25 protein-coding genes and 1 riboswitch are annotated in these 26,876 nt (G+C 43.1%); of the genes, 3 read left to right on the forward strand and 22 right to left on the reverse strand.

Annotation, left to right across the window (positions count from 1 at the left end):
* Positions 1-133 precede the first annotated feature (133 nt).
* On the reverse strand, positions 134-463 hold the full coding sequence (locus tag ACI882_RS10755) for a hypothetical protein (protein ID WP_411745387.1): 330 nt from the start codon (positions 461-463) through the stop codon (positions 134-136).
* A 166-nt stretch (positions 464-629) separates the two neighbouring features.
* On the opposite strand from ACI882_RS10755, the gene ACI882_RS10760 reads away from it, so the two are divergent.
* Positions 630-1,244 (forward strand): rhomboid family intramembrane serine protease, encoded by a 615-nt coding sequence (locus tag ACI882_RS10760; RefSeq protein WP_411745388.1) that lies wholly within the window; start codon positions 630-632, stop codon positions 1,242-1,244.
* On the opposite strand, the gene ACI882_RS10765 is transcribed toward ACI882_RS10760, so the two are convergent.
* From ACI882_RS10765 to ACI882_RS10775, 3 genes are all read right to left on the reverse strand, one after another.
* Entirely contained in the window at positions 1,224-2,111 is an 888-nt protein-coding gene (locus ACI882_RS10765; protein ID WP_411745389.1) for an acyltransferase, read from the reverse strand. The genes ACI882_RS10760 and ACI882_RS10765 overlap by 21 nt on opposite strands.
* Positions 2,112-2,183: 72 nt before the next feature.
* A complete protein-coding gene (locus ACI882_RS10770; RefSeq protein WP_411745390.1) occupies positions 2,184-2,897 on the reverse strand; it encodes a TSUP family transporter in 714 nt (237 codons plus the stop codon).
* A gap of 20 nt (positions 2,898-2,917) precedes the next feature.
* A complete protein-coding gene (locus ACI882_RS10775; protein ID WP_411745391.1) occupies positions 2,918-4,126 on the reverse strand; it encodes an MFS transporter in 1,209 nt (402 codons plus the stop codon).
* 125 nt (positions 4,127-4,251) lie between these two features.
* On the opposite strand from ACI882_RS10775, the gene ACI882_RS10780 reads away from it, so the two are divergent.
* A complete protein-coding gene (locus ACI882_RS10780; protein WP_411745392.1) occupies positions 4,252-5,910 on the forward strand; it encodes a methyl-accepting chemotaxis protein in 1,659 nt (552 codons plus the stop codon).
* On the opposite strand, the gene ACI882_RS10785 is transcribed toward ACI882_RS10780, so the two are convergent.
* The 13 genes from ACI882_RS10785 to ACI882_RS10845 form a co-directional block, all read right to left on the reverse strand.
* Entirely contained in the window at positions 5,900-8,545 is a 2,646-nt protein-coding gene (locus tag ACI882_RS10785; protein WP_411746618.1) for a DUF2339 domain-containing protein, read from the reverse strand. The two genes, ACI882_RS10780 and ACI882_RS10785, sit on opposite strands and share 11 nt — an antisense overlap.
* 22 nt (positions 8,546-8,567) lie before the next feature.
* Positions 8,568-9,599 (reverse strand): ATP-binding cassette domain-containing protein, encoded by a 1,032-nt coding sequence (locus ACI882_RS10790; RefSeq protein ID WP_411745521.1) that lies wholly within the window; start codon positions 9,597-9,599, stop codon positions 8,568-8,570.
* On the reverse strand, positions 9,596-10,267 hold the full coding sequence (gene modB, locus ACI882_RS10795) for a molybdate ABC transporter permease subunit (protein ID WP_411745522.1): 672 nt from the start codon (positions 10,265-10,267) through the stop codon (positions 9,596-9,598). The genes ACI882_RS10790 and modB overlap by 4 nt, the downstream gene beginning before the upstream one ends.
* Before the next feature lie 11 nt (positions 10,268-10,278).
* Positions 10,279-10,995, reverse strand: a complete 717-nt coding sequence (modA, locus tag ACI882_RS10800; protein ID WP_411745523.1) for a molybdate ABC transporter substrate-binding protein — start codon at positions 10,993-10,995, stop codon at positions 10,279-10,281.
* Positions 10,977-11,438 (reverse strand): molybdopterin synthase catalytic subunit MoaE, encoded by a 462-nt coding sequence (moaE, locus tag ACI882_RS10805; protein WP_411745524.1) that lies wholly within the window; start codon positions 11,436-11,438, stop codon positions 10,977-10,979. Before moaE ends, modA begins: the two co-directional genes overlap by 19 nt.
* Position 11,439: 1 nt before the next feature.
* A complete protein-coding gene (locus ACI882_RS10810) occupies positions 11,440-11,694 on the reverse strand; it encodes a MoaD/ThiS family protein (protein ID WP_411745525.1) in 255 nt (84 codons plus the stop codon).
* Positions 11,691-12,167 carry a cyclic pyranopterin monophosphate synthase MoaC gene (moaC, locus tag ACI882_RS10815; RefSeq protein WP_411745526.1) on the reverse strand — a complete coding sequence of 159 codons (477 nt, stop codon included), beginning with the start codon at positions 12,165-12,167 and terminating at the stop codon, positions 11,691-11,693. Before moaC ends, ACI882_RS10810 begins: the two co-directional genes overlap by 4 nt.
* Positions 12,164-12,706: a molybdenum cofactor biosynthesis protein B gene (moaB, locus tag ACI882_RS10820; protein ID WP_411745527.1), complete on the reverse strand. Its 543-nt coding sequence runs from the start codon at positions 12,704-12,706 to the stop codon at positions 12,164-12,166. Before moaB ends, moaC begins: the two co-directional genes overlap by 4 nt.
* A 39-nt stretch (positions 12,707-12,745) precedes the next feature.
* Positions 12,746-13,273, reverse strand: a complete 528-nt coding sequence (locus ACI882_RS10825) for a molybdenum cofactor guanylyltransferase (protein WP_411745528.1) — start codon at positions 13,271-13,273, stop codon at positions 12,746-12,748.
* 1 nt (position 13,274) lies between these two features.
* The gene (gene moaA / locus ACI882_RS10830; RefSeq protein WP_411745529.1) at positions 13,275-14,243 is read right to left on the reverse strand and encodes a GTP 3',8-cyclase MoaA; all 969 of its coding nucleotides are present in this window, start codon (positions 14,241-14,243) and stop codon (positions 13,275-13,277) included.
* Positions 14,232-14,369, reverse strand: a riboswitch (molybdenum cofactor riboswitch). Its footprint overlaps the gene before it by 12 nt.
* A gap of 242 nt (positions 14,370-14,611) precedes the next feature.
* Positions 14,612-16,723, reverse strand: coding sequence for a hypothetical protein (locus ACI882_RS10835; RefSeq protein WP_411746617.1), 2,112 nt, complete (start codon positions 16,721-16,723; stop codon positions 14,612-14,614).
* A gap of 199 nt (positions 16,724-16,922) precedes the next feature.
* Complete coding sequence (gene ung / locus ACI882_RS10840) at positions 16,923-17,636, reverse strand: uracil-DNA glycosylase (RefSeq protein ID WP_411748476.1); 714 nt, start codon at positions 17,634-17,636, stop codon at positions 16,923-16,925.
* Positions 17,630-18,619 carry a YhdH/YhfP family quinone oxidoreductase gene (locus ACI882_RS10845; RefSeq protein ID WP_411746590.1) on the reverse strand — a complete coding sequence of 330 codons (990 nt, stop codon included), beginning with the start codon at positions 18,617-18,619 and terminating at the stop codon, positions 17,630-17,632. Before ACI882_RS10845 ends, ung begins: the two co-directional genes overlap by 7 nt.
* A gap of 85 nt (positions 18,620-18,704) precedes the next feature.
* Between ACI882_RS10845 and ACI882_RS10850 the strand changes: the two genes are divergently transcribed.
* On the forward strand, positions 18,705-19,151 hold the full coding sequence (locus ACI882_RS10850) for a c-type cytochrome (protein WP_411746589.1): 447 nt from the start codon (positions 18,705-18,707) through the stop codon (positions 19,149-19,151).
* Positions 19,152-19,231: 80 nt separating this feature from the next.
* Here ACI882_RS10850 and mqo read toward each other — a convergent pair whose 3' ends face one another.
* The 5 genes from mqo to ACI882_RS10875 all read right to left on the reverse strand — a co-directional run bounded on the left by mqo (position 19,232) and on the right by ACI882_RS10875 (position 26,681).
* Positions 19,232-20,719 (reverse strand): malate dehydrogenase (quinone), encoded by a 1,488-nt coding sequence (mqo, locus tag ACI882_RS10855; protein ID WP_411746588.1) that lies wholly within the window; start codon positions 20,717-20,719, stop codon positions 19,232-19,234.
* 234 nt (positions 20,720-20,953) lie between these two features.
* A complete protein-coding gene (gene dnaB, locus ACI882_RS10860; RefSeq protein WP_411744392.1) occupies positions 20,954-22,351 on the reverse strand; it encodes a replicative DNA helicase in 1,398 nt (465 codons plus the stop codon).
* Positions 22,352-22,447: 96 nt separating this feature from the next.
* A complete protein-coding gene (locus ACI882_RS10865; protein ID WP_411744391.1) occupies positions 22,448-23,563 on the reverse strand; it encodes a PQQ-dependent sugar dehydrogenase in 1,116 nt (371 codons plus the stop codon).
* Between the two features lie 27 nt (positions 23,564-23,590).
* Positions 23,591-24,736, reverse strand: a complete 1,146-nt coding sequence (locus ACI882_RS10870; protein WP_411744390.1) for an OmpA family protein — start codon at positions 24,734-24,736, stop codon at positions 23,591-23,593.
* The gene (locus ACI882_RS10875) at positions 24,720-26,681 is read right to left on the reverse strand and encodes a choice-of-anchor L domain-containing protein (protein ID WP_411744389.1); all 1,962 of its coding nucleotides are present in this window, start codon (positions 26,679-26,681) and stop codon (positions 24,720-24,722) included. The genes ACI882_RS10870 and ACI882_RS10875 overlap by 17 nt, the downstream gene beginning before the upstream one ends.
* Between the last annotated feature and the right edge of the window lie 195 nt (positions 26,682-26,876).

Consider the following 26,876-nt stretch of genomic DNA (forward strand, 5'->3'; position numbering starts at 1 on the left):
CAGATCGCTTTGCTACCTTACTGCGCTTAGGTAGTAAATTTCAACTGATTCTATGAAATATTAGCTACATTTATGTGACTACATCAAATAATTGCCACATGTCATAACTTTCGGTAGACATCTGGCTAAACAATTATTTAGGTGCTTCCACCCATTCCCAGCGCACTGGCTCGCCAAAATCATCGTAAATCCAGCGTTTTTCAGCACGTTTAGTTCGAACAGATTTTTTACTTTTGGATTGTTTGCGCTGATCTATTGCCGCAACCACTTCAGGCACTGGCGTGCGTGATTGGGCTTTTTCTGAATCTGATGACTTAAAAGGGTTTATCCAAGGTTTGGCGTGGTCAAGGCCACTTTTGCCTCGCTCTACTTCACTAATATTACCACCATGCTGCAAAAACGCTTGGACTTCAGCGTCTAAGTCATCTCGTATATCTTTTTTGGAGGTCGCACGTAGTTTCATAACGGAGTCAATTTACAACAGGACCTCGGAGTATAGCGAAGTCTTGGTCAAAATTCGAACTTCGCAGCATAAAAACACAGATCGCCTGTATTAAAACTTCTGTATAAGCACTTGCCCCCTTCAACCAGCTCCTTTACCTTGAGGTTTTCAATTTTTAGAAGCTGATATGGATTATTTTAAACTACGTCCTGGTTACTTAGTAACCCCACTGTTACTGATCGCCAATTGTTTGGTTTTTATCGCTTTGGTATTAGTGAGCCAATCGTTTAGCCAGTTTCACTCGCTTACCTTGTTGAAGTTTGGAGCCAACTATTCGGGCTTAGTCGAACAAGGTCAAATATGGCGCTTACTAAGCAGCGTCTTTTTGCATTTAAGCGTTACCCACTTACTCTTTAATTCAGTATCTTTAGTTATTTTAGGACGCTTTATCGAGCCACTATTGGGCACAACTGCATTTATAGGTGTCTATATAGCCGCAGGTATTGCGGGCAGTATGGCCAGTTATCTATTTAACCCTGGCGTATTAAGTGCGGGAGCATCTGGGGCTATTTTTGGTTTATTCGGAGTTTTTATCGCAATTTTGTTAGGAAAGATGATTCGACCTGATGTCCGCAATGCCTGGGCCAAAAACATTGCGACTATCTTAATTTTAAACTTAGGAATGGGGTTCATTTTACCGGTCGATAACGCTGCTCATATTGGCGGCCTTTTAACCGGTATTGTTTTAGGTCTATTGCTAGTTCCACTAATGAAGAAACGCCTACTTAGACATCTTCTCTAGCAAGGCGTCTTTTATTTTCCAACGTTGATTCAGCCACTCTTGGAATGCGACACGGTTTTCGCTGCTTGAACGGTAATCCATGGCAATAAACTTAGCGGGAACATCGGTGGGCTCGACGTGCACAAGTACTTTGCCCACCCGGCCGCAGGCCATATCCCAAAAACTCGGTGTTTGCCCTTCATACCCTATTGTGACATCTAGGACGGTAGAAAACTTTTCACCTAACGCTTGAATGGTAAACGCAATACCTCCTGCTTTTGGCTTAAGAAGGTGTTTGAAGGGTGATTTCGACTTACTGTGCTTTTCAGCAGAAAAACGCGTGCCTTCCAAGAAATTCACTACACTGGTTGGCTGCAAACTAAACTTTTCACATGCCTTTTTCGTGGCAATTAGATCATCATTTACTTTTCCTGGGTTTTTCGCTAAATACGATTTTGAGTGTCGCTGCATAAAGGGGTAATCCAATGCCCACCATGCCTGCCCTACAACAGGGTAACGCGCCATTTCCTTTTTAATGAAAAATTTTAAAATAGGGATTTTTCGATGAAAAACAGCAAACAGTGCGAAAATATCGACCCAACTGCGATGGTTAGATATCACTAAAGACCATTGATTCATGCTTAAAGGCACAGGGTTTACATTAATGAACTTAATGCGCAAGACATGGCGCATCCACCATAAGTTTGTCGATATCCAACAGTTGGCTACTCCGACCATCACTGGGCTGGCAATTTTATGCCGCAGCGACACTGGCGTTATGACACGTAATAGAATCGCTGAAAATACAAAAATTCCGATAAATAAGGTGAAAACCACCAACATAAATATGGATAACGCCCCTAATAGGGCTTGAAAAAAACGCTTCACACACGACTCCGCAAGACACTCAATTTTTATTTTCAATAAACCTTGATAAAGGCTATTTATTGATTCGTTCAGTTAGAATACAGCCCCGTATAAAGCAATTAGCGCTGAAACTGAACACAGGCTCAGCAATATAACCCGAAAACGCTCATCAACCCAATTTCGTAGACCTTTTCCAGCAAAAAAACCAAGATAGGCAACAGGAATGAACGAAATTCCGGTCAACCAAAGGGAACTGTTTAATAGGCCAACGGCTTGGTAACTCACTAAAGAGGTGATACAGGAAAAAGCGAAGTAAATTGAAAGATTGGCTCGTGTCGTATGGGTGCTGCCATGCTGCATAACTAAAGCCATGGGAGGCCCACCAATTGACGTCGTCGTTCCAGCTAAACCCGATACAAAACCAGCCAGACTTAAATTCAGAGTTGATGCTGCAAAAGGCTTTGCTAAGGCTGTCGCGAAAATCGCTACAAAGACCATCAATGCAACAAGCACCTGAAGCAATTGAACGGGGAGCAACAACAAAACCCAGGCACCTAGAATCGTTCCTGGAATTCGAGAGACCATTGCAGGCGCTATTAAGCGCCAACGCACTCCGCTCCGTTGATTCCATGCATTTTGAAGGCTCAACACCAAGGCTACCATTGTGAGGATGGTCGGCACCCATTCTGGTTTAAATAGTACGATGATCGGAGCTGCGATCACCGCCATGCCAAAGCCTAGGGCTGTTTGTATGGCGCAACCTAAAAACAATGCAATGGCTGCAAGTAACCAGTACAGATCAAACATAATAATCCTCTAAGTGAGTACTAATTTTTGGTCGCAGGTGCAGACAATGACCACATTAATGCAAGCAAAGTTAATGCACTCATTATGGCCATCGGGTAATAAAAAGTATCAAGGTGCAAATTGTAAAACATGCCAGCAATCTTAGATAGCACGAGTCCTATGACACTGGACAATGCAGACATAAAACTCGCCGCTAAGCCCGCTATTTTTGACGCATATACCATACCTGCAGCCGTTAAATTACCATAACAAAAGCCCATTAAACTGAACTTGATCATCAAGGAGCCTAAAAAATATATCCACGGTACGTGATTCGTCACGTTTAAAACGGCTAGGTCCACTATACTCAACAGGAAAATTAAGATTATTGCAGATTTGGCTAACCGAATACTGCCGAACCGACGGACAATACTGCCATTAATCGCGGCGGAAAACGCCATACCCACAGCAATCAGCCCCATAACAAACCCAATTCGTTCAATACCGTAGATATCAGTAATCAAAGATTTAGCATTCGACAAATATTGCAGCTGAAAGCCCCATAAACAACCTAGTGTTAAAGTGAACCCTAAAGTCCGACGATTACGAATGATGCTTAATACGCCAGTTTTGATAGGTTGCCATGCTATGAGTCGACGATCTTCAATTGGTAAGCTTTCTTTTTGTCGAATGAAGAACCAGAAAATCAGCAACAATGCGCCAAACAGCCAACTCCAAACGACCGCCCTCCAGCCATAGGCAAGAAAGACAATTTCACCAAAAACAGGGGCAACCATCGGAACAAATATAAAAATAATGGCCATGAAAGAGCTAATTCGTGCCATTTCATCGCCTGAGTAGCTATCTCTCACGATTGCCCGAGTCGTAATTTTACAGGCTGCCATACCTAGCCCTTGAATAAACCGACCGAACAAGATGCCATCGAATGAATGACTCAACAAAACAACACATGTACCAAGCACAAACAGCAATAACCCTAAATTCATAATAGGCCGCCGACCATAGGCATCAGATAAAGGGCCCATAAGCCACTCACCAGCCATCATCCCCCAAAACATGATACTGATTATGTATTGCAGCGGGATTCGGTCATTAATGCCAAACTCAGCACCGATTGCAATTTGGGCCGGAACAATTGATTCTGTCGAAAACGTTGTTAATGCATTTATTAACGCCAAGACAACAACAAATTCAACGAAGCCCCATGTTGCTCGGGGGTTGGTAGGCATAAGAAACTATTCCTTGTTCATGAGAATTTTAACTAACACTCAGTAACTGACGAACCTAATGTTTTATTAATCAAGGCCGATAAGTTAGTGTCGACCAATGACTTTTAAGAGATAACAGGTGCAAAATGAGAAAAATGTCCATTACCCTAAAAATAAGCATCTTAGTGACGAGCCTTATTGCTGCCCTATTGATTTTGGCTGGCTTTTTCGTAACAAGTTTTAGTGCCGTTATAGAGGGTAATCAAAAAGACGCTCAATTACGTCAATTTGAAACTATTTTATCAGATAACTGGGATGACCTTAAAAAACAAATAGCTTTGCTTAGAGTCATGGGACCTGAATATTTCTCTAAAACCATCACTGAAGATGAATTATTAGCGGCTATTGCCCAAGGCGATACACTCACTACTGCATTATCGAACCATTTCGCTTCGTTGGATTTGAGTATTTCAGATGCTTGGACTCAGGCAAACCCTGAGTTACCGCTTGATGATTACTTGAGTCAATTTAATACTGACTGGGGGGCATTAACGGTTTCGTTAGCCGATGCCGCAACTGCCTGGACTAACAACGCTTCTTGGAATCAACGTAATGCAGCCGACAAGGGTATTGCGGCGGCTCTGGAGCCGGTTGATATCAATGTAAATGACTTTCGCAGTTACTTTGGCAATATGTTTTCTTTGCGTTCACAAGCTCTCATTACGTCACAAAGCGCAACGATCCAAAATATGATCATTGTATTGGTGATTATGATTTTATTTTCACTGGCTGTTTCAATCATCGTCTTACGCAAATTAAAATCTGACCTATCTAATATCGTAGCGATGACCAATCAACTCGCCAATGGTGATTTAACCACCCATGTTGACGCGCAAGAAAATGGCGACGAAGTCGACGAGGTTAAGCTGTCGGTTTACCGAATGAACCAACAATTGCGTAATATTGTTGAGTCCGTCATCGACATTTCAGACCATTTACGAGCATCGAGTCAGGGTATTTTAAGTGATACTGAAGCACGCTTAAAAGACGCCGAGAATCAACAAGACTATTTACATCAGCTATCCACTGCGATTGAGCAATTAGACGCCTATTCGAAGCAGGTCAATACCGCAGCTGCAGAATCTCTGGTTGTTGCTAAGGACGCCAGTACAGCAGCCCAAGTTGGCAGTGAAACAGTTACCGATACGGTAAAATCTATAGAATCTCTTGCCGATGATATTGTTAAGTCTGTTGAAGTGATCAAAAACCTAGATAGCCAAGCCGAAAACATTACAACGGTCATCTCTTCAATCCAAGCGATTGCCGAGCAAACTAACCTTCTGGCATTAAATGCAGCCATAGAGGCCGCACGCGCTGGAGAACAAGGCAGAGGCTTTGCCGTGGTTGCAGATGAGGTGCGGAACTTAGCAGCGCGAACACATGAATCTACCGAAGAAATTCAAAAGACGCTTGGCGATTTAAGAAACGAAACCGGAATCGCAGTTAATGTAATTGAAGGCAGCCATGATAAATCAAACCAGTCCGTCGAAAAAGCCAGCGCAGCGGGGGTAGCCATTTCGGCATTTGATCAATCAGTTACCCAAATCACGCAATGGACGCATCAAACAGCGAACGCCTCTGAAGAGCAAACGGCTACCTTGTCGAATATTTCTACCATCGTTGCGGATGTAAATACCATCACTGAGGAAAACACCGAACGAGCCAAGCAGTCACTGGCATCAACGGAATCGTTAAATTCGCTCAGTGAGAACTTGGTTAAATCTATCGCCTTCTTTAAGGTTTAACAGCGGCATCTTCGTCATGAGTTACTTGTGGTAATGGGGCGAAATAACCCACCGCAAGCAACAAGGCGCCAACACCAATAAACGACAATATTCGATTTAGGGTGTCGACATTACTTAAATCGAGTAAGAACAACTTGACCACGACAACGGCCAATGCAATGGCACCCGCAATCCAAGCTCGCCGGCTGATATGAAAGCGACTGCCAACAACCATTAAAGTTGCGCCCATTATTGACCACATTAATGACCATACTGTCTGAGTAAGAGCCGAAGTTAACCATGCATCAACATCGTAATCGACACCTAGGTAGTGAAATAGAAACCTATTCGCTTCGAGTGTCAGCATGAGCGCAGCCCATATCACACCAGGCAGTAACACTGACGGCTCCTGATGTCTTAGCTTAAATATCACAAACCCTATTACCATAATTAACAATGACATTGGGTGAATAAGGAAAATAAACGGCCAAGGCGCATAGTTTCCTAACGACACCATGGTCATTAAACTGCCTAACAAGGCCGCGCCGACGCTGTACCTAACGACCCAAGCTCGCACGTTAGTATTTTCAAATAACATCGGGATGAGTTTTTTGTGTAGAGTAAATACAATTACCAGAGGCAGTAATGCCCAAACAACATCCCAATCGGTATTGACTTTGCCTAAATTTGAGAGCAACAGCCCCATTAAACCGATCATCCCAAACCACAAAAACACACCCTCACCTAGCCATAAATAGACCCGTCTTTGGCTGAAATACACGCGCGTAGTAAAGTGTATCGCCAACATAAGAACGACAAGTATTTTAGTGCCGATAGTGCCAGACCAATCGTAATCTAAATAATAAAATACGCCGCCTATGAAAACGAATAAGCTAAAAATGACTTGAAAGTAGACTAGGTTAGGCCATCTAAATTTAAAGTTCGCTAACTCTAATAGTAGCAAGGTAGCAGGCATGATCCCGATGCATAGTAGCAACAGGTTTTCACGCGTTAATACTTCTGCGCAATAGAAGCCCCACAAATAAAGCCACCAAAAAATACTCCAACCGATGAGTACTTTTTGCATCAGGTTATTAAAGCGCTCAAAGCTATTTTGCTTAAACAAGACCCAGGCACTAAACAAGCCTGCTGCAGTGACGGCACCAAACAAAGGCCATGCCAGATACAGGCTATTATTAAGAATTGAAGTATCGGTGAAGACATATAATGCAAATGCAGCCGCCGCTATTTGTATGGCACTGGCCCAAGCTATATAAACCCAACGTTGCTGACGCACGGCATAAGCAAAGAAGGCAGCACCTTCTATTGAGTAGATCAAACTCGATAAAGAGTCATTTAATGCAAATGGAATGGCGATACTGGCTGCAACGATGGCTGTCGCCATTAATGGCCAATGACGAGATTTAAACCAAAGCACGGCATACCAGAGCGCCGCAGAGATATACACTATCGCCGTAGCCAAGCTTTGTTCTTTAAATAGACCATAAACAGCCAATGCAGCCATACTCGGCACACTGATTAGCAAGCCTGATAAGACTCTTTGATAAATTAGCTTTTCACTGTTCAGCCATTTTGTCGCTAACAATGAATAAATCACGACTAAACCAGCAATAAAAATTAACATAGGCGTTTGCACGGCAGTCGCTGTTAAATCACCTTGCAAGTACTCTGCTGTCATAAGCAAAGACAATAAAAGAAAGCTGCCTAAATAACCCAAGCGCAAGAACCAGCGCCAGGGTTTGTTAACTGCAATCAGCGCCACTGCAATGTTCATCACTAGCATATAACTAAACAATCGCCATAAAGAGCTGACTTCAGAACTCGCGATAAAGGGCGCAATAAAACCGCCCAACAAACCAATAAAGACAAGCACTTGAGAGTCTTGCTTGAGTGCCCGGAAGCCGATAAAGATAACTGCCAATACACAAGCAATTAACGTGATAACCCAACCAACTTGCTCATATAAAACGTGGGTCGCAAACCAAGTAGCCAGCCAAACGGCAAAGCCTGTGCCTTGTATTATATCGGCATACAACGGGCGTGACCCGACCAGTCTCCAGCCTGCAGCAGTAATTGCGATAGCAGTAAGACCCATCACCCATAGGCGGGCTGTAATAGTAAAGACGCCGATATCGGCTGCATATTTTGCTAAAAAGACGGCGCCAAAAATTAATACGATGGCGCCGATCTTGGCGGTTAAATTGGTTGACAGCTGTCGCTCCAACCATGAAGGAGTTTTCGCATTATCTTGCGATTTTAACTGAGATTCAACGTCTGGTTCAGCAACAGCCTGCACTGGTGTTGCGTGCTCCGATATCTCCAAGCTTGATTCTTCTTGAATCGTTTTTGAAATAGCTTGATAAGCGTTAGCCAATTCCGTTTCGTAATCGACATCTGCTGTATCGGATACTGCGCTGTCGTAGCTCGGCCCTGTTGCCAGCGAGGACGTAGATCTTGATTCTGATTCTGCTACGGCAGTATGAAATTCAACCTTGGGTTTCTCAAAAGCACTTAGCTCTTGAACCTGTTGCTCTAATTTTTTAACGCGCCGAAATAACATAGGCACGCCAATTAATCCAAAACCCCATGCAACCAACATGAGGCCACCAAATACGACAACAAAAAACTCTTCCATGATTCCTTCCTGTTAATGGCTGCTAAACCGAGAACTGACCTGCCCACTCTAACGCACCCACCTTAAATTCAGCAAATACCTTTTGCTGATCGGCTAAGCCAAGCCGTTGCCATGACCAGTGTGACACGATAGCCCAAAACCCAATATCACCCAACGTTAACCAAAGTCGATAATGCTCTAGCCCATGTAGCTCGTGGCTTCCAACAATCACAGCTAATCGATTAACCAAAGATGTTTGTGCCCGATCAGCCAATGAGATACTGATGGCATGAGCATCAATGGTAAAGCGTGCTGCACCTGGTTGCCATTCGATAGGCAACGATGAATAAACAACTTGGTCACATAGTGTCGACTTTAAGAAATGATGTTCTTGGCCAGTACATAACCCCACCAAAGTCGTCTTTAATTGATCAGGTTGCCCTTTATTTAATGCATCAAAAATTGGCAAAACGCCGCTACTTTGAAGATTTTCTACTTGTATTGCCTCATGACATAACATTCTGACCGGTTTATCTTGATGGCTAATCATAAAAAAACCTGCATTAGTTTTTTGGCAATAGTCATCAATAACTCGGCATGCCTGGGTAACTCGTTCAGCATCAAGGGAGGAAAATGATTCATCTAACAATAACAATTCAGGCTGGCTAAATAATGCACGTAGAAGCGCAACTCGTTGCTGTTGGCCACCAGATAGTTGCGCGCTTTTCTTTTTTAGCAGCTCGGTTAGGTCCAACCATTGTATCCAATCATCAAAAGGTAGATTTCCATGACTAGCATGACGATGTGTTGCCGCAAACTCGAACGATTGCTCTACTGTTAAATGTGGAAACATCACCGATTGTTGATGAATATATGAAACAGATCTCTGCCACGCGGGCTGCCCGCTAAAGTCACTGGTAATATTGAGCGAACTGTCGAACCCAGCTATGGCTCGTAAGAGCGTTGTTTTTCCGGCACCGCTGCTACCGAGCAAGGCAATACGGCTACCTGCCTGCCATTGAGCTTGTAAATGCACAGGTTGTTTACCTAGTGTACCCGTTACTGAAACCTTCATGCGCCGACTCTTACGCTTGCGTAACGATTCCAACGATACAAACTAAATAGTGTGATCACCGATGTCACCACTAAACCACCGGCTAATATATGTGCTTCTTGATAATGCGAACTCTCAACCTGATCAAAGAGTAAGATAGACAATACTTGGGTTGAGCCTGGAATATTTCCACCAATCATTAACACCACTCCAAACTCTCCGACAGTATGAGCAAACCCTAAAACAGAAGCGGCTATTAAACCTGGCCTAGCCAAAGGGAACTGAATACGCCAAAAAGTTTTCCAAGGATTCGCACCCAGTGTGAAAGCGGCTTCCTTTAAAGCGGCAGATTGCCCTTCAAATGTACGCTGCAATGGCTGCACAACAAAAGGTAATGAATAGAGTACCGAACCAAAAACGAGACCTGCAAAACTAAATGCTAATGGTCGATCAAAAACCGCAATCCACCACTGGCCTAACAGGTGGTTGGGTGACATCCAAACTAACAGATAAAAACCAAGGACTGTCGGCGGTAATACCAACGGCAATGCAACAATCGCTTCAATAAAAGGTTTAATAATGGACTGTGTTTTTGAAAGCCAATGCGCCAACGGTAAACACAATACTAATAACAATAGCGTGGTCACAGCTGCTAGTTTCAAGGTTAACAATATTGCGTCTGTCATCATAGGTTGAATCATCACTGGCTAGAAACAGGCAGGCTATAGCCGAAGCGTAGGTATAGCTCTGTGACTTCTTGTGATGCTAAAAATAACACAAACTCTTGGGCGGCAGTAGAGTCAGTTAAAACAATACCTTGCTGAATAACTGGCTTATAAAGTGCGGAGTCAATTTTAATGTGCGGTAACTCTGTGGCTACTGATGCCGAAACGATACCGACCGGAGATAACCCTAAGTTTAAATATTGCTGCGCTTGGCTAACATTATTGGCAAAAACTTTTTCACCTTGATAACCAATACTACTTAACACTTCTTCCGCGGCAACACCAAAGGGGGCTACTGCTGGATTGGCAACAACCAATTGATGGGGGGACTGCTTCAAATCTTCAAGCTGTTTAATACTTGGATCTTTGCTCACCAAAACCAGCTGCCCGGTGGCATAAAGAAATACGCGTTCTATGGGCAGTTTTAGAAACTGCTGCAACTGCTTTGGTCGTAAATCATCCGCGGCCAAAAAAATGTCAAAAGGCGCGCCATGTCGTATTTGCTGGTAAAGAGTTCCCGTTGAGGCAGACGATAGTACCAAATCGTGGCCTTTTGCCTGCTTAAAAAGAGGTTCTAGCTCTTCTAAGACAGGTTTAAAACTTGCAGTTACAGCAACATTCAATGATTCTGCAAACAGAGTACTGCTTATGAACCCTGCTAAAATGTAAAAACTTAAAACGATTCTGACCATTGCCCTGCCTGCTCGTTATCTGACTGTTTGGCGTCTACCCAGCGATCACCCGCTGATGTGTTTTCCTTCTTCCAAAACGGAGCCTGAGTCTTTAAATAATCCATTATAAACTCCGCACCTTGAAAGGAGTCACCACGATGGGGTGAAGAAACAGCTACGAAAACGATTTGATCTGCGGGCAGTAATACTCCCACTCGATGTACGACCCTGACTCGATTTAACGCCCAACGGTTACTTGCTTGGTCAATAATGGTATGCAAACTTTTCTCCGTCATACCTGGGTAATGCTCAAGGGTAAGCGCCTTAACTTCATCACCTTCATTCAGATCACGAACGCGACCAACAAAAAATACAATTGCACCGTCATCTGCGTTATTTAATGCGAGCGCATCGTATTCATCTTGAATATTAAAATCAGCTTCTTGAACCGAAACCCAACGCACATTAGCCTCCTGTAACCGGTGGGAATAAAGCAACTTCATCACCGGCTTTTAGAGCTCTATCACTGGTAACCATCTCTTGATTCACTGCACTTAACAGTTGTTTATCTAGAAACGGAGCCCAACTCGGGTTTTGTTCAATTAAGTAATCAGATAAATCAGATAAATTTGCAACTTCACTGCATGGAATATGCAGCTCAGTTAATCCGATATCCTCACGTAACTTTGCAAAAAACTTTAATGTAAACTCGTTCATCATTCACCCACCCAATGTCCTGTTTTACCACCTACTTTTTCCAGTACCTTAATGCCTTCTATTCGCATGCTGGGGTCTACCGCTTTGCACATATCAAATAATGTGAGTGCAGTGATGGAGGCTGCCGTTAGCGCCTCCATTTCAACTCCCGTTTTACCTTCAAGTTTGCACAGCGTTTCAATGCGCACTCTTTGCTGGTCTGCTTGTAGCTCTAGTTCAACCCCCACTTTACTCAACATTAGCGGATGACAAAGAGGGATTAAGTCACTGGTTTTTTTTGCGCCCATAATTCCTGCAATGCGAGACACACCGAATATATCACCCTTATGATGATCGCCACGCTCGATCAGTGAGATTGCCTCTGAATTCATATAAATAAAGGCTTCTGCACGAGCTTCACGTACCGTAGTGGTCTTACCAGACACATCGACCATGTTGGCTTCGCCGTTCTGGTTTACATGAGAAAACTCACTCATCCTCGTGTCTCGCATAATTCTGTATCGGTTTGCTTTAAATGCATAACAAAGTTACAAGGTTTGGCTCTAGCATCGAGCTGAGTGCCTAAAATACCATCCCATGCCGTCCTGCAAGCACCGGTTGAACCTGGCATGCAAGCAACTAAGGTTCCATTTGAAATTCCTGCAAGTGCCCGTGACTGGACAGTTGAGGTTCCTATGTCTTCAAACGATAATTGACGAAACAGCTCACCAAAACCATCGACTTGCTTATCGAGCAGTACCGTTACCGCTTCAGGCGTGGAATCACGTCCTGTAAAGCCTGTACCACCGGTGATAAGAACAACCTGCGTATCTGCGGAGGCTATCCATTTTGACACCTGGTACCTTATTTGAAACACATCATCTTTTTCAATGCGCTTCTCACTGATCTTATGACCGGCAGCTTCTGCGCGCTCAACGAGTAGCGCACCCGAAGTATCGTTTGATTCATCTCGGGTATCTGACACTGTGAGTACGGCAATATTTAATGGTACGAATGTTTTAGCAGCATGACTCATGGTTTGTTCCTTCTCTAAGACTATTAAATATTTTTAAAACTAATTCGACAAAGCAGCTTGCCACTCTGCTGGGGTATTAAAATTCTCTAGCTCTTCTGCTTTATCTGTATTCGGCAACCAATGCCCTTTCAGCTGTGTTAACAAAGCATAAACTGACCGTTTGCCTTGCTCATCATTCAACCACGATTCTAAGGTTTGAATTAACTCAGGGTTATTATTCAGGTAAATGGGCATTGGTGCATTTTCAAAGGCAACTGGCGCGCTCTTCTGCGCACCTTGAGTAAATAACGTATCGACTATTTGAGTACTGAGTTTAGGCATATCAACAGGGACCACTACCCAATGCTTGATGTGTGGAAATTGCGCAAGTGCAGCATCTATTCCTGCCAATGGCCCTAAAAATCCAGGGAATCGGTCTGCAAGTTGGCTCACAACTTGAAAACCAACAGCAGAAAACCGACTGCACTGCCAATCAACTAAAGCTTGGCCCTTATATTGCAACTGGCTCTTATCTTGCCCCATTCGACGACTTTGCCCACCCGTTAGAATTAAAACAGCTTGTGTCATGCTAGCCCCCAATCATACTAAGGTTTTTCATTGCACCACTTTTATGGTTGATTAATTCATGACTGAGCGCCTTGCCTGACACATGTTCAACGATGGCACTTACCATGTCATCAAGTGGAATATCTGCTGCCATATAATGGCGTAAATCGATCCCTTGTTCGGCAAACAAACACAGGTGCATTTTTCCTAAACTTGATACCCGCAAGCGATTGCAGCTGGCACAAAAGTCTTTGCTGTAAGGCATGATCAAGCCAAAGCGACCTTGGTATTCGGGGTGCCAAAATTCTTGTGCGGGTCCGGCAGCTTGCTCTCTAATAATAGACTGCCAACCACTCTCAATTAGTTGCTGCTTAATATCGCCACCACTGACATGGTGCTGACGAAAAAATACATCTTGGTCTGCGGTTTCCATGACTTCGATAAAACGAAATGTCACTGGATTAGTTTTTAGCCATTGGAAAATAGGCGCTAAGTCATCGTTAACACCCTTCATTAAAACAGCATTAACTTTTACTTTTAGACCTAAGGTGATTGCACGGTCAATACCAGACATAATCTCTTCGATGCGATCATGCCCAGTAATTTCTTTGAACGTCTCTTGATCAAAGGAGTCTATTGATACGTTTATTTGGCTTAGGCCAGCCTGGTACCAATCGTCGATTTTTTTATCGAGTTTGTAGCCATTTGTCGTCAGGGCGACTTTTTTGATGCCCTTGACAGCGCGGGCTCTAGATATGATTTCAGAAAGGTCTTTTCTCAGGCTAGGTTCGCCTCCTGTAATACGGATTTTTTCCGTCCCCAACTGGGCAAAAGCTTGTACTGTTTTTTCGATCTCTGGCACCGTCAAAAAGGCTTCAGCAGGTAGCCCATCATAGCCATTTGGTAAGCAATAGGTGCATCTAAAATTACAAACGTCAGTTACAGAAAGACGCAAGTAGTAAAACCTGCGTCCAAAGGAATCTTCTAACATATTTCACCTTTCCTAATATCGGGAGGTAATAGCATTTCTACATACTACCCTGTCGCATCTAGGTGCGAGGCTAAATGCCCATATCGGAGTGACTTAGGGTCATACAGCTCGGTGTTTCGAATCTATAGAATACTCTTAGTTAGCCTCGTGTTAATACCTCTAAAGGGGTAAAAAATAAGTATTACATCAATTAACGATAGAATAGCCAAGAGTTCCCGTAATTTACAAGCGGATAAGTTGATTCAAGCCAAGAGAACAAGCTTATTGTGCGTTTTGGTGCTTTTTAAAGTCAAAAAAAAGAGTAAGTCGTTAAACTCACTCTTTAATGCTAGAAAAACACAGTGTTGATTCGCATCAACGTATAGGGTTTATTTTCTTGTATAGCGGTATAAGGTGTCTTCACCTTCATAGGTTTCTAAGCAGTAAAAACCTGAATCGGTGGTTCCTAAAATAATGCAATCGAAATCGAACGGCTCATCTTCAACCCATTCGCTGTCACACGTATCACGATACTTTGATGAAACTCCCACTTGATTCATAAAGTTAATCGACTTTTCATAAGTATAGGTCGATTCACTTACTTCACAGCTCATTGACTCATCAAGTTCGTAGAAACGGCCGGTACCATCTGCATTAATATCTTCACCACCTATTGGCGTCCATGAGCAATCATAATCTAAATAGGAAAGTTCATATTCACCATCAATTTTGTTGTAAGTCTGCATCATGCTTAGCATGTCCATTTTCATGGACCATTTAGCCTGCATGCCGTGTTCGCTATACCCTTCAATTGCGGTTAGCTTCATTGGCAGCTGACCCAGAGCAAGCGCACCTTGGTAAGCTTGGGTGCAAGTTTCAGAAGAACCACCCATGCCAAATTGGCCATAGGCTTGCGCAGCGTCCATCATCAAATCGCCCAGACGAGTGTAATCTAAATTGATTGCAATCAGGCCTTTCGCATTTAACGCTTCGTTTTTCAGGGTTGAAGCTGTTTTTTCACTCTTCTCGCCGGTATAAAGAACGATATGCTTACCTTGTACCGCAATGCTGGCTGGCAATGGCAAACCCAGAGATTCTAACGACGTAGGGGTTCCATCCATTGCAATTTCAAGACCTTGAAACGTTGGTACATAGCTAGTTAGTAGAGATAAAAGCAGCTCTGGCTTTTCAGTTGAAACGGTTGCAATTGCATCAATAGTGCCGCCTAACATTGAAGTCTCATCAGCTTCTAGATTATAAATACCAATGCTGACACCTTTGAAACCTTGAGCCATACCCGTGAACATAGCCATGATTGCTGGGCTAGTTGAACTTAACTGGTTTTGAAGTTCAACAATTGGCTCACATTCGTATGTGGCCGTGGTAAACATAGTCCACAATTCGGTAAGTACTGGCGTCAGCTTGTCTATATCTAAGCCCAACGCTAAACCCGTAGTTAGCTCACTATCATTGGTAATAAACGCGGGTAGAAAGCCTTGCAGCATAGACAGCTGTTCACGTATTTTTTGGTGTTTAATTTCCAAGGTGTAGCTGAAATCAACCGTCATTTGATTGTCTTCAACCAAGTAATTCTCTGTACCAAATACAACTCTTGGGGCTTGAGCTATCAATGCGAGTGCCTCTGACCGGCATTGGTCGCTCACGACATTTGATATACGCTCATTTGAATCGGTTAAAAGCAAGAATTGAGAATGAGCAAGCGAGCTTGGGTCAAAGATCGTTTCAGCTAGCTTAATAAGACTAAAGTAACCGCGAAGTGTTTCATCGAAACCATAGGTTTTACCATCATTTTTCCAATCTTTAGCAGTTAAAGCCAATGCTGGTTTTGTTAACGCAAAACGTTCAGCAATGTACCCATCGGTATCTAGGTTCGAAAAACCTGAAATAGTTAGTACGCCATCTTTAGCTAAAAAGCCCAAAGACAGTGTTGTACCATCAAATTCAGTAAGCTCTATTCGTGTAATAATATCGTCGTTAATCGCTTTTTCTGTCAATTCGAAGTTCGAATCGGCAGCAGCCTGCTTCAAAATAGTTAAGAATGCGGCTTCATCTTCCACTGCCATACGTACGACAGGGTATAAGCCATTCATATAAAATACCGAAGCTCCATCAACATCTAAGCCGTATGCTTCATATAAGGCAACACCACCTTCGCTCGCACTGGCGTAGTAATCCGTGATCAAGGTTTCAACGAATTCTGCAGTAGGACCGTCACTTAACTCTGAGATCATACTGGCGAGTTCTTCACCAACTTCACCCATGTCAACAGACTTCATCATTTCATCGCTGCTCTTCACCATGTCTTTGGTACTGACAGAACCGAAGAAAATAGGTGTAGATGCCGGAATGAACTCAATCATATCCTCGACAGTGTTTTTATCTGAACTTAACCAACCGAACAAGCTAAAGGCTTGGCTTGGCAATGAGACTGTCGTTAAAGCAATAGCAATAGCGGCAGTTTGTATGAAGTTCCTCTTCATAACGACTCCTTAAAGTGTGGCGTAATTGAATACGCAGTAATTGTATGTGTTAGTCTCAATCGAACTAGCGGCGACATGATAGAGACTGTCACTGAATATTTAAATGGGGTAAGTCGCAAAAAGGGTAATTATCTATTCTTTTTGACGATAAATGGTGAATTAGCCACCTGAAACTGGAAAGCAGTTTTATATCAATCGCTCAAAAAAGTGAATCTTGAACAATGGAGCCTGTTTGCCAGCTTATAGTCTCTTGTGACAACTTGCTCAAATGCTCATTCACTTTAGAAAAGTGACGGCAATTAAACCAGCCACGATGTGCTGACAAGGGTGATGGGTGAGGCGCAGTTAACACTAGGTGCTTATTGGTATCGAGCAAAGCAATCTTTTTTTCAGCATAGCCTCCCCATAGTAAGAAGACACAACTCTCTTGTTGTTCATTGACGATAGAAATAATGGCATCGGTTATCACCTCCCAACCTTGCTTCTGATGTACGCCGGCTTTACCTTGCTCAACGGTTAATGTCGCATTCAATAGTAATACGCCCTGCTCTAACCAAGCGGTTAAATCACCCGATACATTTTTGATGCCACAGTCATTTTCGATTTCTTTAAATATATTTCTAAGGCTAGGTGGTATTTTTGCATTTTCAGGCACAGAAAAACTTAAACCTTGAGCTTGATTAATACCGTGGTAAGGGTCTTGGCCCATGATCACAACCTTCACTTTTGATAACGGAAGGTCATTAATAGCTCGAAACCAATGGGAAACATCTGGAAAAATTGTTTCTCCTTGTTGATGGCGATTATTTAAGTAACTTTCTAGATGTTCAAAAACTGGCTTGGGTACCTTTTGCGTTAATGCTGTGCGCCAAGCTGTGTCCGTTACGAGCGCCAATAACGATTCCACTAACATAGTTTCACCAGGGCTCGTCTAGTTATTGTGCCAGCCAACATAGCATCAACTCGCTCTGACACTTGCTCGAGGCTAATTTCCTCGCATAAGCTTTCTAGTAAGCGTAACCGCCAGTGGCTTGCATATTTAGCCAGTACTCGCTGCCTATCGGCCAAGGACGCTGTCGCACTGGCGACACCGAGTAAGTTCACATGACGAAGTATAAATGGATAAATATCGAGCGGCACCGCAGTACCGCCTACAATACCGCAAGCAGCGACTGAGCCTCCGTATTTCAATGACTTCAAAATATTGACTAAGGTATCTTGGCCGACCGTATCAACAGCAGCATCATAGGTTTCAGGCAGCAAAGCCTTAACACTTTCAGCACTTAAGTCTTGTCGGCCAATTATTTGAGAGGCTCCCAAAGCGGTTAACCATTCGTATTGATCCGTCTTGCCACTCGATGCTGTCACCTTGTAGCCCAGCGAAGCAAGCAAATGCACTGTAATACTACCCACGCCACCCGTTGCCCCTGTTACCAAAACATTGGCTTGGCTGCCGGCAAGCCCATTACGCAGCAGCTTTTCTAAGCAATACCCTGCTGTAACGCCAGCCGTCCCTAAACGCATGGCATCCGCTAGGCTTATACCCGCAGGCAAAGAAATGACCCATTCCTTCGGTACTCGAATATATTCGCTCAAGCCGCCCCAGGTATTCATACCAAGGTCAAACCCAATCACCGCTACTTGCTCACCGTCTTTAAACGTATGTGATTGATCACTAACTACCACGCCGGCAGCATCTATACCCGGTGTATGTGGATAGTGACGACTAATGCCTGTATGACCATTGGCTGACAGAGCATCTTTATAGTTTAGACTCGAAAAATGAACTTTTATAAGCACATCATGATCAGGTAAGTCTTCTAGCCGACACAGCTCGACTCGGCGAGTCACTACACCCTTTTCAACAAAAATACGTAAAGATTTGAACTCTGTCATAACACCTGATCCATATATTGACTAATATTCATTCGAAGCTTGTTTAATTCTACAATAATACCTTCTGGATAAAAGAGAGTACCAAATGAATAAATTACATTTAGTGACTATTAGCTCAGCCTTTCTGGCGTTGTCTATTACAGCAAGCATGGCCCACGGTGAGGCCACGGGTGTTGTTAAGCAACGCATGGATGCCATGTCAGCTATTGGTGATGCTAACAAATCACTCGCTAGTATTGCACGGGGTCGTATGGATTTCGATTTAGACACCGTCACCAGTGCAGCTGCAACAATTGCAAAGCATTCTGGCGATTCATTACTAGAGCTCTTTGTAGAAGGCACGGATGGCGGTGACAGTGATGCGAAAGCAGAAATTTGGCAAGATTGGGACAGGTTCTCAGGCATAGCCGAAGAGCTAAACCTAGCTGCTGTCGATTTATCAAAAATCAACTCGGCAGATCAGTTTGAAGCAGCCTTTAAGACGCTATCCAGCACATGCGGTTCTTGCCACAAAACGTTCCGAGCGAAGTGATAGCTGACTATTTTTATTGAGTAGACATAAAATGAGGAGTTCTTAATTACTCCTCATTTTTATTTACAACTGCCGTTACATTATTCTTGTGGCTTCAAATGTAAAGTCGACGTTGTATAATCTCGCACTTCTTTTAACAACTCTGAATTATCAGCTAAAGAATCGCCATAAGATGGCAACATCTCTTTTAATTTAGCTTGCCATTCAGGTGTGTCGACTTTGTCTTTGAACGCTGACTCAATAATTTCAACCATGGTCTGAACTGCAGTAGACGCACCTGGTGAAGCACCCAACAAACAACATAAGCTCTTGTCTGCCGAGGTAATAACTTCGGTTCCAAATTCTAGCTTACCGCCTAATTTAGGGTCTTTTTTGATTATTTGAACCCGCTGGCCAGCATAAGACAAATGCCAATCTTCTGATTTAGCTTCTGGAAAATAGCGTTTTAATGACTCAATGCGGCTTTCATGCGATTGCATAACTTCACTGATCAAATAGCGTGTTAAGTCCATGTTACGCAGACCCACTTGCATCATTGGCAAAATATTATTGAATCGAACCGATGAAATTAAATCTAAAATAGAGCCTTTCTTCAGAAACTTCATAGTGAAGCCCGCAAAAGGACCAAACAATAAAGCTTTCTCCCCTTCGATCACTCGGGTATCGAGGTGCGGCACCGACATTGGTGGCGCGCCTATAGGCGCCTTACCATAAACTTTAGCGTGGTGCTGCTCAACTATTTCTGGTTTTCGGCATACTAACCATTGCCCGCTGACAGGGAATCCACCATATCCTAAACCTTCGTCAATTCCGGCAGCTTGCAACAACTTGAGTGATGCACCTCCAGCCCCTAAAAAGACAAATTTAGCGTTGATGTATTCACCACCGCTGTCGTACAAGTTGTTCGCCTCAACAGACCAGCCATTATCGCCCCGCTTACGAATATCGGTGACTTTATGACCAACCATCAATTCAAAATCATGCATTTTACTGAGTTTAAAAATAAGCTCGCGCGTCACTGCGCCGTAATCCACGTCTGAACCATGAGCAATACGAGTACCAGCAACCTTCTCTTCAGGATCTCGGCCTTGCATGATCAAGGGCATCCATGACTTCAAGACCTCAGGATCTTCTGAATATTCCATTTCCGCAAACAGTGGGTGCGCACTGAGGGTTTCAAAACGCTTACGTAAAAACTCAACATTCTCTTCACCCCAAACAAATGATTGATGCGGGGTGCGGTTAATAAAGAGCTCTGGTTTTGGAAAAATTTCTTTCTTAACGAGATAGGACCAAAATTGCAATGAGGTTTCAAAGGCTTCATTGATCGCTAGCGCTTTAGTGGTGTCAATCACGCCATCTTTAAGAGGGGTATAATTAAGTTCGCAATAAGCTGCGTGTCCGGTTCCGGCATTATTCCAACCATCTGAACTTTCCTGAGCAACTTTCTCACCTTGTTCAACCATTAAAATTCGGATATTTGGGTCTAGTTGTTTCAGTAGCATTCCCAAAGTGGCACTCATGACACCGCCACCGACTAACAATACATCTACCGATCGTACACTCATCAATACCGCCTTTTACTCATTCAAAATACACTCAACTGCCTGTTTTTCACAGCTAAGCATCTATTTTTAAGTTTGAGCAGATTATACGGATTAAGTCACAAAAGTCTTGATGAATGGAGGAAATACCCATCATACATTTGGGTTATAATGCTAAATGGATATACAGCATATAAAAAATGTATAAAGGGTAATTTGCGATATTACAACGTAGACGAACCACGAACAGCGCTCGAACTAGTCTTGATTATAACCCTCATAATCAGGTGCAAGATCTGAAAAGGTTGAATACTGACCTTGAAAAGCAAGACGGACAGTACCTATCGGCCCGTTACGTTGCTTACCAATAATAATCTCTGCCGTGCCCTTATCTTGCGAGTCTTCGTTATACACTTCGTCTCGATAAATAAAAGTAATTAAGTCGGCGTCTTGCTCAATAGCGCCCGATTCACGTAAGTCAGACGCAATTGGCCGCTTATTTGGACGTTGCTCCAATGAACGGTTGAGCTGAGACAGGGCAATGACTGGGCAATCAAATTCTTTGGCGAGTGCTTTTAAAGAGCGAGATATTTCTGAAATTTCGTTAGTTCGACCTTCGGTATAGCCTTTGATGCTCATTAACTGAAGGTAATCGATCATCACCATGCCAATATCGCCATGTTCACGTGCGAGCCGTCGTATACGTGAACGCATATCTGAAGGCGATAACCCTGCGGTATCATCAACAAATAGCTTTTTATCTTTCATTAAGTTGATGGCTTTTGCCAGTTTAGGGTAGTCATCATCTTGTAACTTACCGGTCGATACTCGACCTAGGTCAATACGCCCTAATGATGCAAATGAACGGTTTACCAACTGCTCAGATGGCATTTCTAAACTGAACACTACCACGGCTTTGCTTTGGTTCAAAAAAGCTTCTTCGACTAAGTTCATAGCAAAGGTCGTTTTACCCATAGCAGGTCGAGCCGCGACAATGATCAACTCACCGCCTTTAAAGCCCTTGGTCATTTTATCTAGATCACTAAACCCAGACGAAACCCCAACAATATCGGAGTCCTGCTTAGCGAGCTCTTCTATCCGCTTTAATGCAGCGTCAGCCAATGGGTTAATATGCTCTAATCCGCCTTGATTGGGCCTATCTTCTGCAATTTGGAAAACCGCACGCTCTGCCGCATCTAAGATAGTACTAGCGTCCTGTCCTCGTGGGTCATAGGCTTTGCTGGCGATATCATTGGCAACGGTAATCAGCTGTCGTAACAAGCTCCGTTCATGAACAATTTTAGCGTAGGCAACTAAGTTTGATATTGAGGGTGTATTTTCCGCTAAATCGGATAAATACAGCATGCCACCGACTGCTTCCAGTTGCTTTTCTTTCTCTAAGGTCTCACCAAGGGTAATGACATCCATTGGCGAAGAGGATTCAGCCAACTTGATCATCATACGAAAGATTTGACGGTGCTCATTGCGGAAAAAATCATCGGGCACGAGCAGTTCAGAAATGTTATCCCACTGGCTGTTGTCGACCATTAACGCGCCTAAAACTGACTGTTCGGCCTCTAAGGAGTGTGGTGGTGCTTTTACTCGGGAAACTTCTTGATCTTCACCAAGAAGATCATCATCGTGCAAATCGGTCATTCAAAAGGTCTCAGCGTGGTAATTTCACAATCATAACAAGCAGGAAATTCTAACCTAATAGAGGTTTAGGTGCCATGCCGACGTTGTCGGTCTGATTCAGGGCTGGGAGACGACTCGGAACAGCTTTCCTTGATAACTGAGAACATAAAGCTCGCCTTGCTCATCTTCTCCGAACCCAGATGGGTTGTTAATTCGGCCAGTTTTAATAGCTGTTGCATTGGAATCAGCCGTATTCAATGTCCACATTTGGCCGCTTACAAAGTCACCAAAGTGATACCAACCAACGAGCTCTGGGTAGGTTTTGCCGCGATAGACATACCCACCCGTAATAGAATTACCGTCTTTGTGACTGTATTCAAATATTGGGTCAATGACTTTGGCGTGAGTTTGCTCATCGACTCGATACTCGTGTGTACCTTCAAACCAACGCCAGCCGTAGTTTCCAGCTTTAGTGACTCTATTGACTTCTTCCCAGGCATTTTGGCCCACATCGGCAGCCCACAATTGGCCCGTGGCTCGGTCAAAACTAAAGCGCCAAGGGTTACGCAACCCATAAGCCCAAACCCTTGGCTCTGCTTTTTGATGCTGCTCAAATGGATTGCCATTGGCAGCTTTGCCATTAACATCGACTCGTAATATTTTACCCAGTAGTGATGCTAAGTTTTGAGCGTAGTGTTGTGGGTCACCCGCACTACCACCATCTCCTGTACCGATATATAAATACCCATCAGCACCAAAGGCTATCATTCCTCCGTTATGGTTGCTATAAGGCTGCGGTATCTCAAGCAATATTTTTTCGCTTCCATGCATAGCCATATTTTTATTTTGTTTGCTAGTAGAAAAACGCGAGATAACTGAACGGCGAGGACTTTTGGCAGAATAATAGACATAGAAGTAGCCGTTGTTTTTATAATCAGGATCAAAGGCTAGCCCAAGCAAGCCTTCTTCCCCACTAACTGAAATTTTATTTTCTGTCATTTTGGCTAAGTCAAAAAAGACGCTGGTTTGCTTAACCTCTTTATTTTGCTGGAAAACTTTTATACTTCCAGCTTGCTCAACAATAAATATCCGCTCACTAGAATCCCCTGCATGCGTTAACAAGGTAGGGCGGTCAAAATGAAGTGATTCGAAAACCGGAATGTAGTCTATTGTCCGTTCTGCGTAGGCAAAAAAGGGTAGGAAGCAACAAACGAACACTAATATTTTAGTCATGCTTGCTGCATCCTTTTAAAGTACGTTTTATTCACATGCCAAGTTATCAATGAGTTTAAATTCTACTCGGCGATTAAGTGCTCGACCTTCTGCTGTTTCATTGCTAGCCCGAGGCTGAGATTCACCATAGCCTTTAGCAACGATACGTTCAGAGTCGATGCCTTGTTGTACTAAAAATTCCTTTATCGCACCGGCTCGTCGCTCTGACAACTCTAAATTGTAGCTATCTGATGCCGTACTGTCTGAGTGCGCTTGAACCTCTATTACAATTTCTGGGAACTGCTTCAAGTTTTCACTTGCTTCTATAAGCAAAGGATAGCTTGTTTCAACAATAACAGCGGAATTAACTTCAAAACGAATATCATCAATTGACCCATTAAATTTTGCACAGGTTTCAACCGTCATAACTGGCTCTACAACGACCGGCTCGGGCACTTCAACTACCGGCACTAGCGCTTTAGGCTCAATAATTCGGTGCTCATCGTGCCGCCCAATATACCGACCTATGGATAATCCAATAAAGCTCGCATCATTGTCAAAACTATCAAATTCTGCTCTTAGAAACCACTTAGGCGCAAAACGCCACTGGACACCTCCACCGATATTTAGCTGAAGCGGAGTCTGTTTTTCATAGGTAATTCGTTCATCTGATACGGTATTTAAGATGGCAGACAAGCCTACTCGTCCAAATACATCGACGTCTTTCTTCGGTCCGAATAAATGATAGCTCCCTGATATCGTTGGGATTTTATAGCTGATGGTCGCGTTTGTGAGAGTAGCAGCAATAGAAGGGTTATTGTTACTTAAACCTGCCTCACCAGTATCGACGAATGAAACCTCGCCACTCCAATGTGGGAAAAATCGTCTACCAACAAATATTTTAAAACCCCAATCTCGATCATCTTCAACAAAAAAGCCACCTGAGCTACCTTCAGGTGCTACTTCGGTTGAGCCTCCGCCTAGACCCGCATACCACCCAGGTAAAAAGGTTAAGTCGTTTGAACTTAGATCGCCATGAACATCTGGATCATATACTAGCCAGACTAGCTCATCATCAGGTACAACGTAACTTGCAGCGATAGAGTCATGAGCTTGGAGCTGACTCAAAGGTAATGCCAAAACCAATAATAACCCTGTGATATTGCCAGCTTTCATATTAAATTTTAGCTGCATTTTTTCTACGCAATAGTATGAGCAATGGCAAAAGCATTAAGTATTCTATTCCCAAACTACCTATTCCTATGCCCGATACGGCGGTCTTTAACGATGGCATTTTTTGTAAACGATCGTTGATACCATCGTTATTGAAATCTCCATCTTCCATATCATCAGTGAACCCGTCGCCATCAGTATCAACATCTCGATAGGCTGGGAGACCATCACCATCGATATCAATTAAACTGACCGATGACCCCGCCTTACCATTTACAACAATGGAATCGACAACATCTATCAGGCCATCGTGATCTCTATCTTCGGTACTGTCTAATTGACCGTTTTTATCTGCATCTAAAACGCTTAGAACGATACCAAGCGGTAGCGATTCTTTTAAATCTGTTAATCCGTCATTATCGCTATCTAAATCTAAGTAATCTGGCAAACCATCTGAGTCTGTGTCTACGGGGACTGCATTGAGAGAGATGATATCGGCCAAGCCATCATTATTTTTGTCTGTTGCGTCATCAATTCTGCCGTCTAAGTCTGCATCAATGTTTGGATTACCTTGAAACTCAACGCTATCGGGAATGCCGTCGTTATCACTGTCTAAATCGTAAACGTCTGGCATTCCATCATTGTCTGAATCATTGAGTGCGAATGCGTCATCAATACCGTCATGATTAGCATCTTGTCCTTTGGTTTGATCAACATCGAGGGCGTCATCTAGCCCATCCAAGTCGGTGTCAACACCCGTTAATTCAGGTAACCTTCCTGATTCTATTGCATCTAGAATACCGTCGTTATCGCTGTCTAAATCAATATGGTCTGGTATCCCATCCTTATCTGTATCGGTGGGCTCAAGCGCATCATCAATGCCATTATTATTTTCATCGAGCCCACCAGTCAAATCGACATCCAATGCATCTACTATGCCGTCGTTATCATGATCAAAACCTAGCAAAACGGGTGAGTCGATATCTTCCATAGCATCGGGAATGCCGTCGTTATCAGAATCCAAGTCTAAATAGTCAGGAATTCCATCGTTGTCAGTATCTTTGTTGCCTTCAATAATATCTGCAATACCGTCGTGGTCAGAGTCATAGCTTTTTTGAATGACTGTTGAACTTAGACTATTAGCGCGGAAGAAAACCCACGAGTCTAGTTTTGCATCACCATCATCAACGATGCCGATAATAATCTTGTTAGTCACACCTGCATGAACGTCGGCGACACAGCGAATTTTCCGCGTAAATCCATCCATCTCGGTAGCATAAGGTGCTTTAGAATCTTCAACATTATTTTTATAAACATCAATCCCCGGATCGTTATTTATGTATAGGTTTGCATTAGAGGATGCACCTTTCTGTCCATAAACAGGTGGGTAATTTGCTCTATCGTTAACAGAATCAATGCTGAATATTTGGTTGTCGGGCGTTTTGGCACAATTCTCACCATTCACTAGAATGACGAATTTATCATTATGTTCCGAGTGTACGTATTCGTTATATTCTTCAGAGCCGAAGATAAAATCCAAAACAATTACATCAAACTCAGGTGTAAAAGATAATGTCAGCTTGGCAGGATCGTAAACTCCATTACCTAAGTCGATATCATTTACAGCGTCTCTATTAAATTCATTTGAAACCTTATCTGTTTTGTTTTTTTCCGAGATAACCGAAGAAACCTTACCCGTACTCATGATTACGCCGCTATCGAATTCAGTGCCGAATAAAAACTCAAAACCAGAGAACAAACCAAACTGTGCATTTCTACCAGACAACTCAACATTTGAAAGACTTACTTTAGTCCCCACTAAGGCCGAAACAAGGTCACTTTTTTGTACGGTGACATCGTCTTTAACCGCAATAGTTTCAGCTAGCGTTGCGACACTCAAAGTGGACAAGCAAACAACTAAAATAGTCTTCAAGTAAAGGCCAATTTGAGCGCGTAGTTCATTCATGGAGTTTTTCCAGTCAAATTACAAAACAGGCATAGAATAACGTTTTCTGGCAATCTTTCTTGACTATTTAGGGAACTGGTTCACAACTTTAGGTATTTATCTGGAGTTCATTCGCCAACGTTAATAGCTCATAATAAATACACCTTTGAGGTCTATGCGCAGCAAATCAAAATGAAGATCACCGATCTACGTCGG

Source organism: Reinekea sp. (genome assembly GCF_046710285.1).
In the GTDB taxonomy this organism is placed as follows: Bacteria; Pseudomonadota; Gammaproteobacteria; order Pseudomonadales; family Natronospirillaceae; genus Reinekea.

Coding starts and splice junctions, on each gene's coding strand:
- ACI882_RS10755 (WP_411745387.1), bottom strand. CDS start 463: ATGAAACTACGTGCGACCTCCAAAAAAGATATACGAGATGACTTAGAC.
- ACI882_RS10760 (WP_411745388.1), top strand. CDS start 630: ATGGATTATTTTAAACTACGTCCTGGTTACTTAGTAACCCCACTGTTA.
- ACI882_RS10770 (WP_411745390.1), bottom strand. CDS start 2,897: ATGTTTGATCTGTACTGGTTACTTGCAGCCATTGCATTGTTTTTAGGT.
- ACI882_RS10775 (WP_411745391.1), bottom strand. CDS start 4,126: ATGCCTACCAACCCCCGAGCAACATGGGGCTTCGTTGAATTTGTTGTT.
- ACI882_RS10780 (WP_411745392.1), top strand. CDS start 4,252: ATGAGAAAAATGTCCATTACCCTAAAAATAAGCATCTTAGTGACGAGC.
- ACI882_RS10785 (WP_411746618.1), bottom strand. CDS start 8,545: ATGGAAGAGTTTTTTGTTGTCGTATTTGGTGGCCTCATGTTGGTTGCA.
- ACI882_RS10790 (WP_411745521.1), bottom strand. CDS start 9,599: ATGAAGGTTTCAGTAACGGGTACACTAGGTAAACAACCTGTGCATTTA.
- modB (WP_411745522.1), bottom strand. CDS start 10,267: ATGATGACAGACGCAATATTGTTAACCTTGAAACTAGCAGCTGTGACC.
- modA (WP_411745523.1), bottom strand. CDS start 10,995: ATGGTCAGAATCGTTTTAAGTTTTTACATTTTAGCAGGGTTCATAAGC.
- ACI882_RS10810 (WP_411745525.1), bottom strand. CDS start 11,694: ATGATGAACGAGTTTACATTAAAGTTTTTTGCAAAGTTACGTGAGGAT.
- moaC (WP_411745526.1), bottom strand. CDS start 12,167: ATGAGTGAGTTTTCTCATGTAAACCAGAACGGCGAAGCCAACATGGTC.
- moaB (WP_411745527.1), bottom strand. CDS start 12,706: ATGAGTCATGCTGCTAAAACATTCGTACCATTAAATATTGCCGTACTC.
- ACI882_RS10825 (WP_411745528.1), bottom strand. CDS start 13,273: ATGACACAAGCTGTTTTAATTCTAACGGGTGGGCAAAGTCGTCGAATG.
- moaA (WP_411745529.1), bottom strand. CDS start 14,243: ATGTTAGAAGATTCCTTTGGACGCAGGTTTTACTACTTGCGTCTTTCT.
- ACI882_RS10835 (WP_411746617.1), bottom strand. CDS start 16,723: ATGAAGAGGAACTTCATACAAACTGCCGCTATTGCTATTGCTTTAACG.
- ung (WP_411748476.1), bottom strand. CDS start 17,636: ATGTTAGTGGAATCGTTATTGGCGCTCGTAACGGACACAGCTTGGCGC.
- ACI882_RS10845 (WP_411746590.1), bottom strand. CDS start 18,619: ATGACAGAGTTCAAATCTTTACGTATTTTTGTTGAAAAGGGTGTAGTG.
- ACI882_RS10850 (WP_411746589.1), top strand. CDS start 18,705: ATGAATAAATTACATTTAGTGACTATTAGCTCAGCCTTTCTGGCGTTG.
- mqo (WP_411746588.1), bottom strand. CDS start 20,719: ATGAGTGTACGATCGGTAGATGTATTGTTAGTCGGTGGCGGTGTCATG.
- dnaB (WP_411744392.1), bottom strand. CDS start 22,351: ATGACCGATTTGCACGATGATGATCTTCTTGGTGAAGATCAAGAAGTT.
- ACI882_RS10865 (WP_411744391.1), bottom strand. CDS start 23,563: ATGACTAAAATATTAGTGTTCGTTTGTTGCTTCCTACCCTTTTTTGCC.
- ACI882_RS10870 (WP_411744390.1), bottom strand. CDS start 24,736: ATGCAGCTAAAATTTAATATGAAAGCTGGCAATATCACAGGGTTATTA.
- ACI882_RS10875 (WP_411744389.1), bottom strand. CDS start 26,681: ATGAATGAACTACGCGCTCAAATTGGCCTTTACTTGAAGACTATTTTA.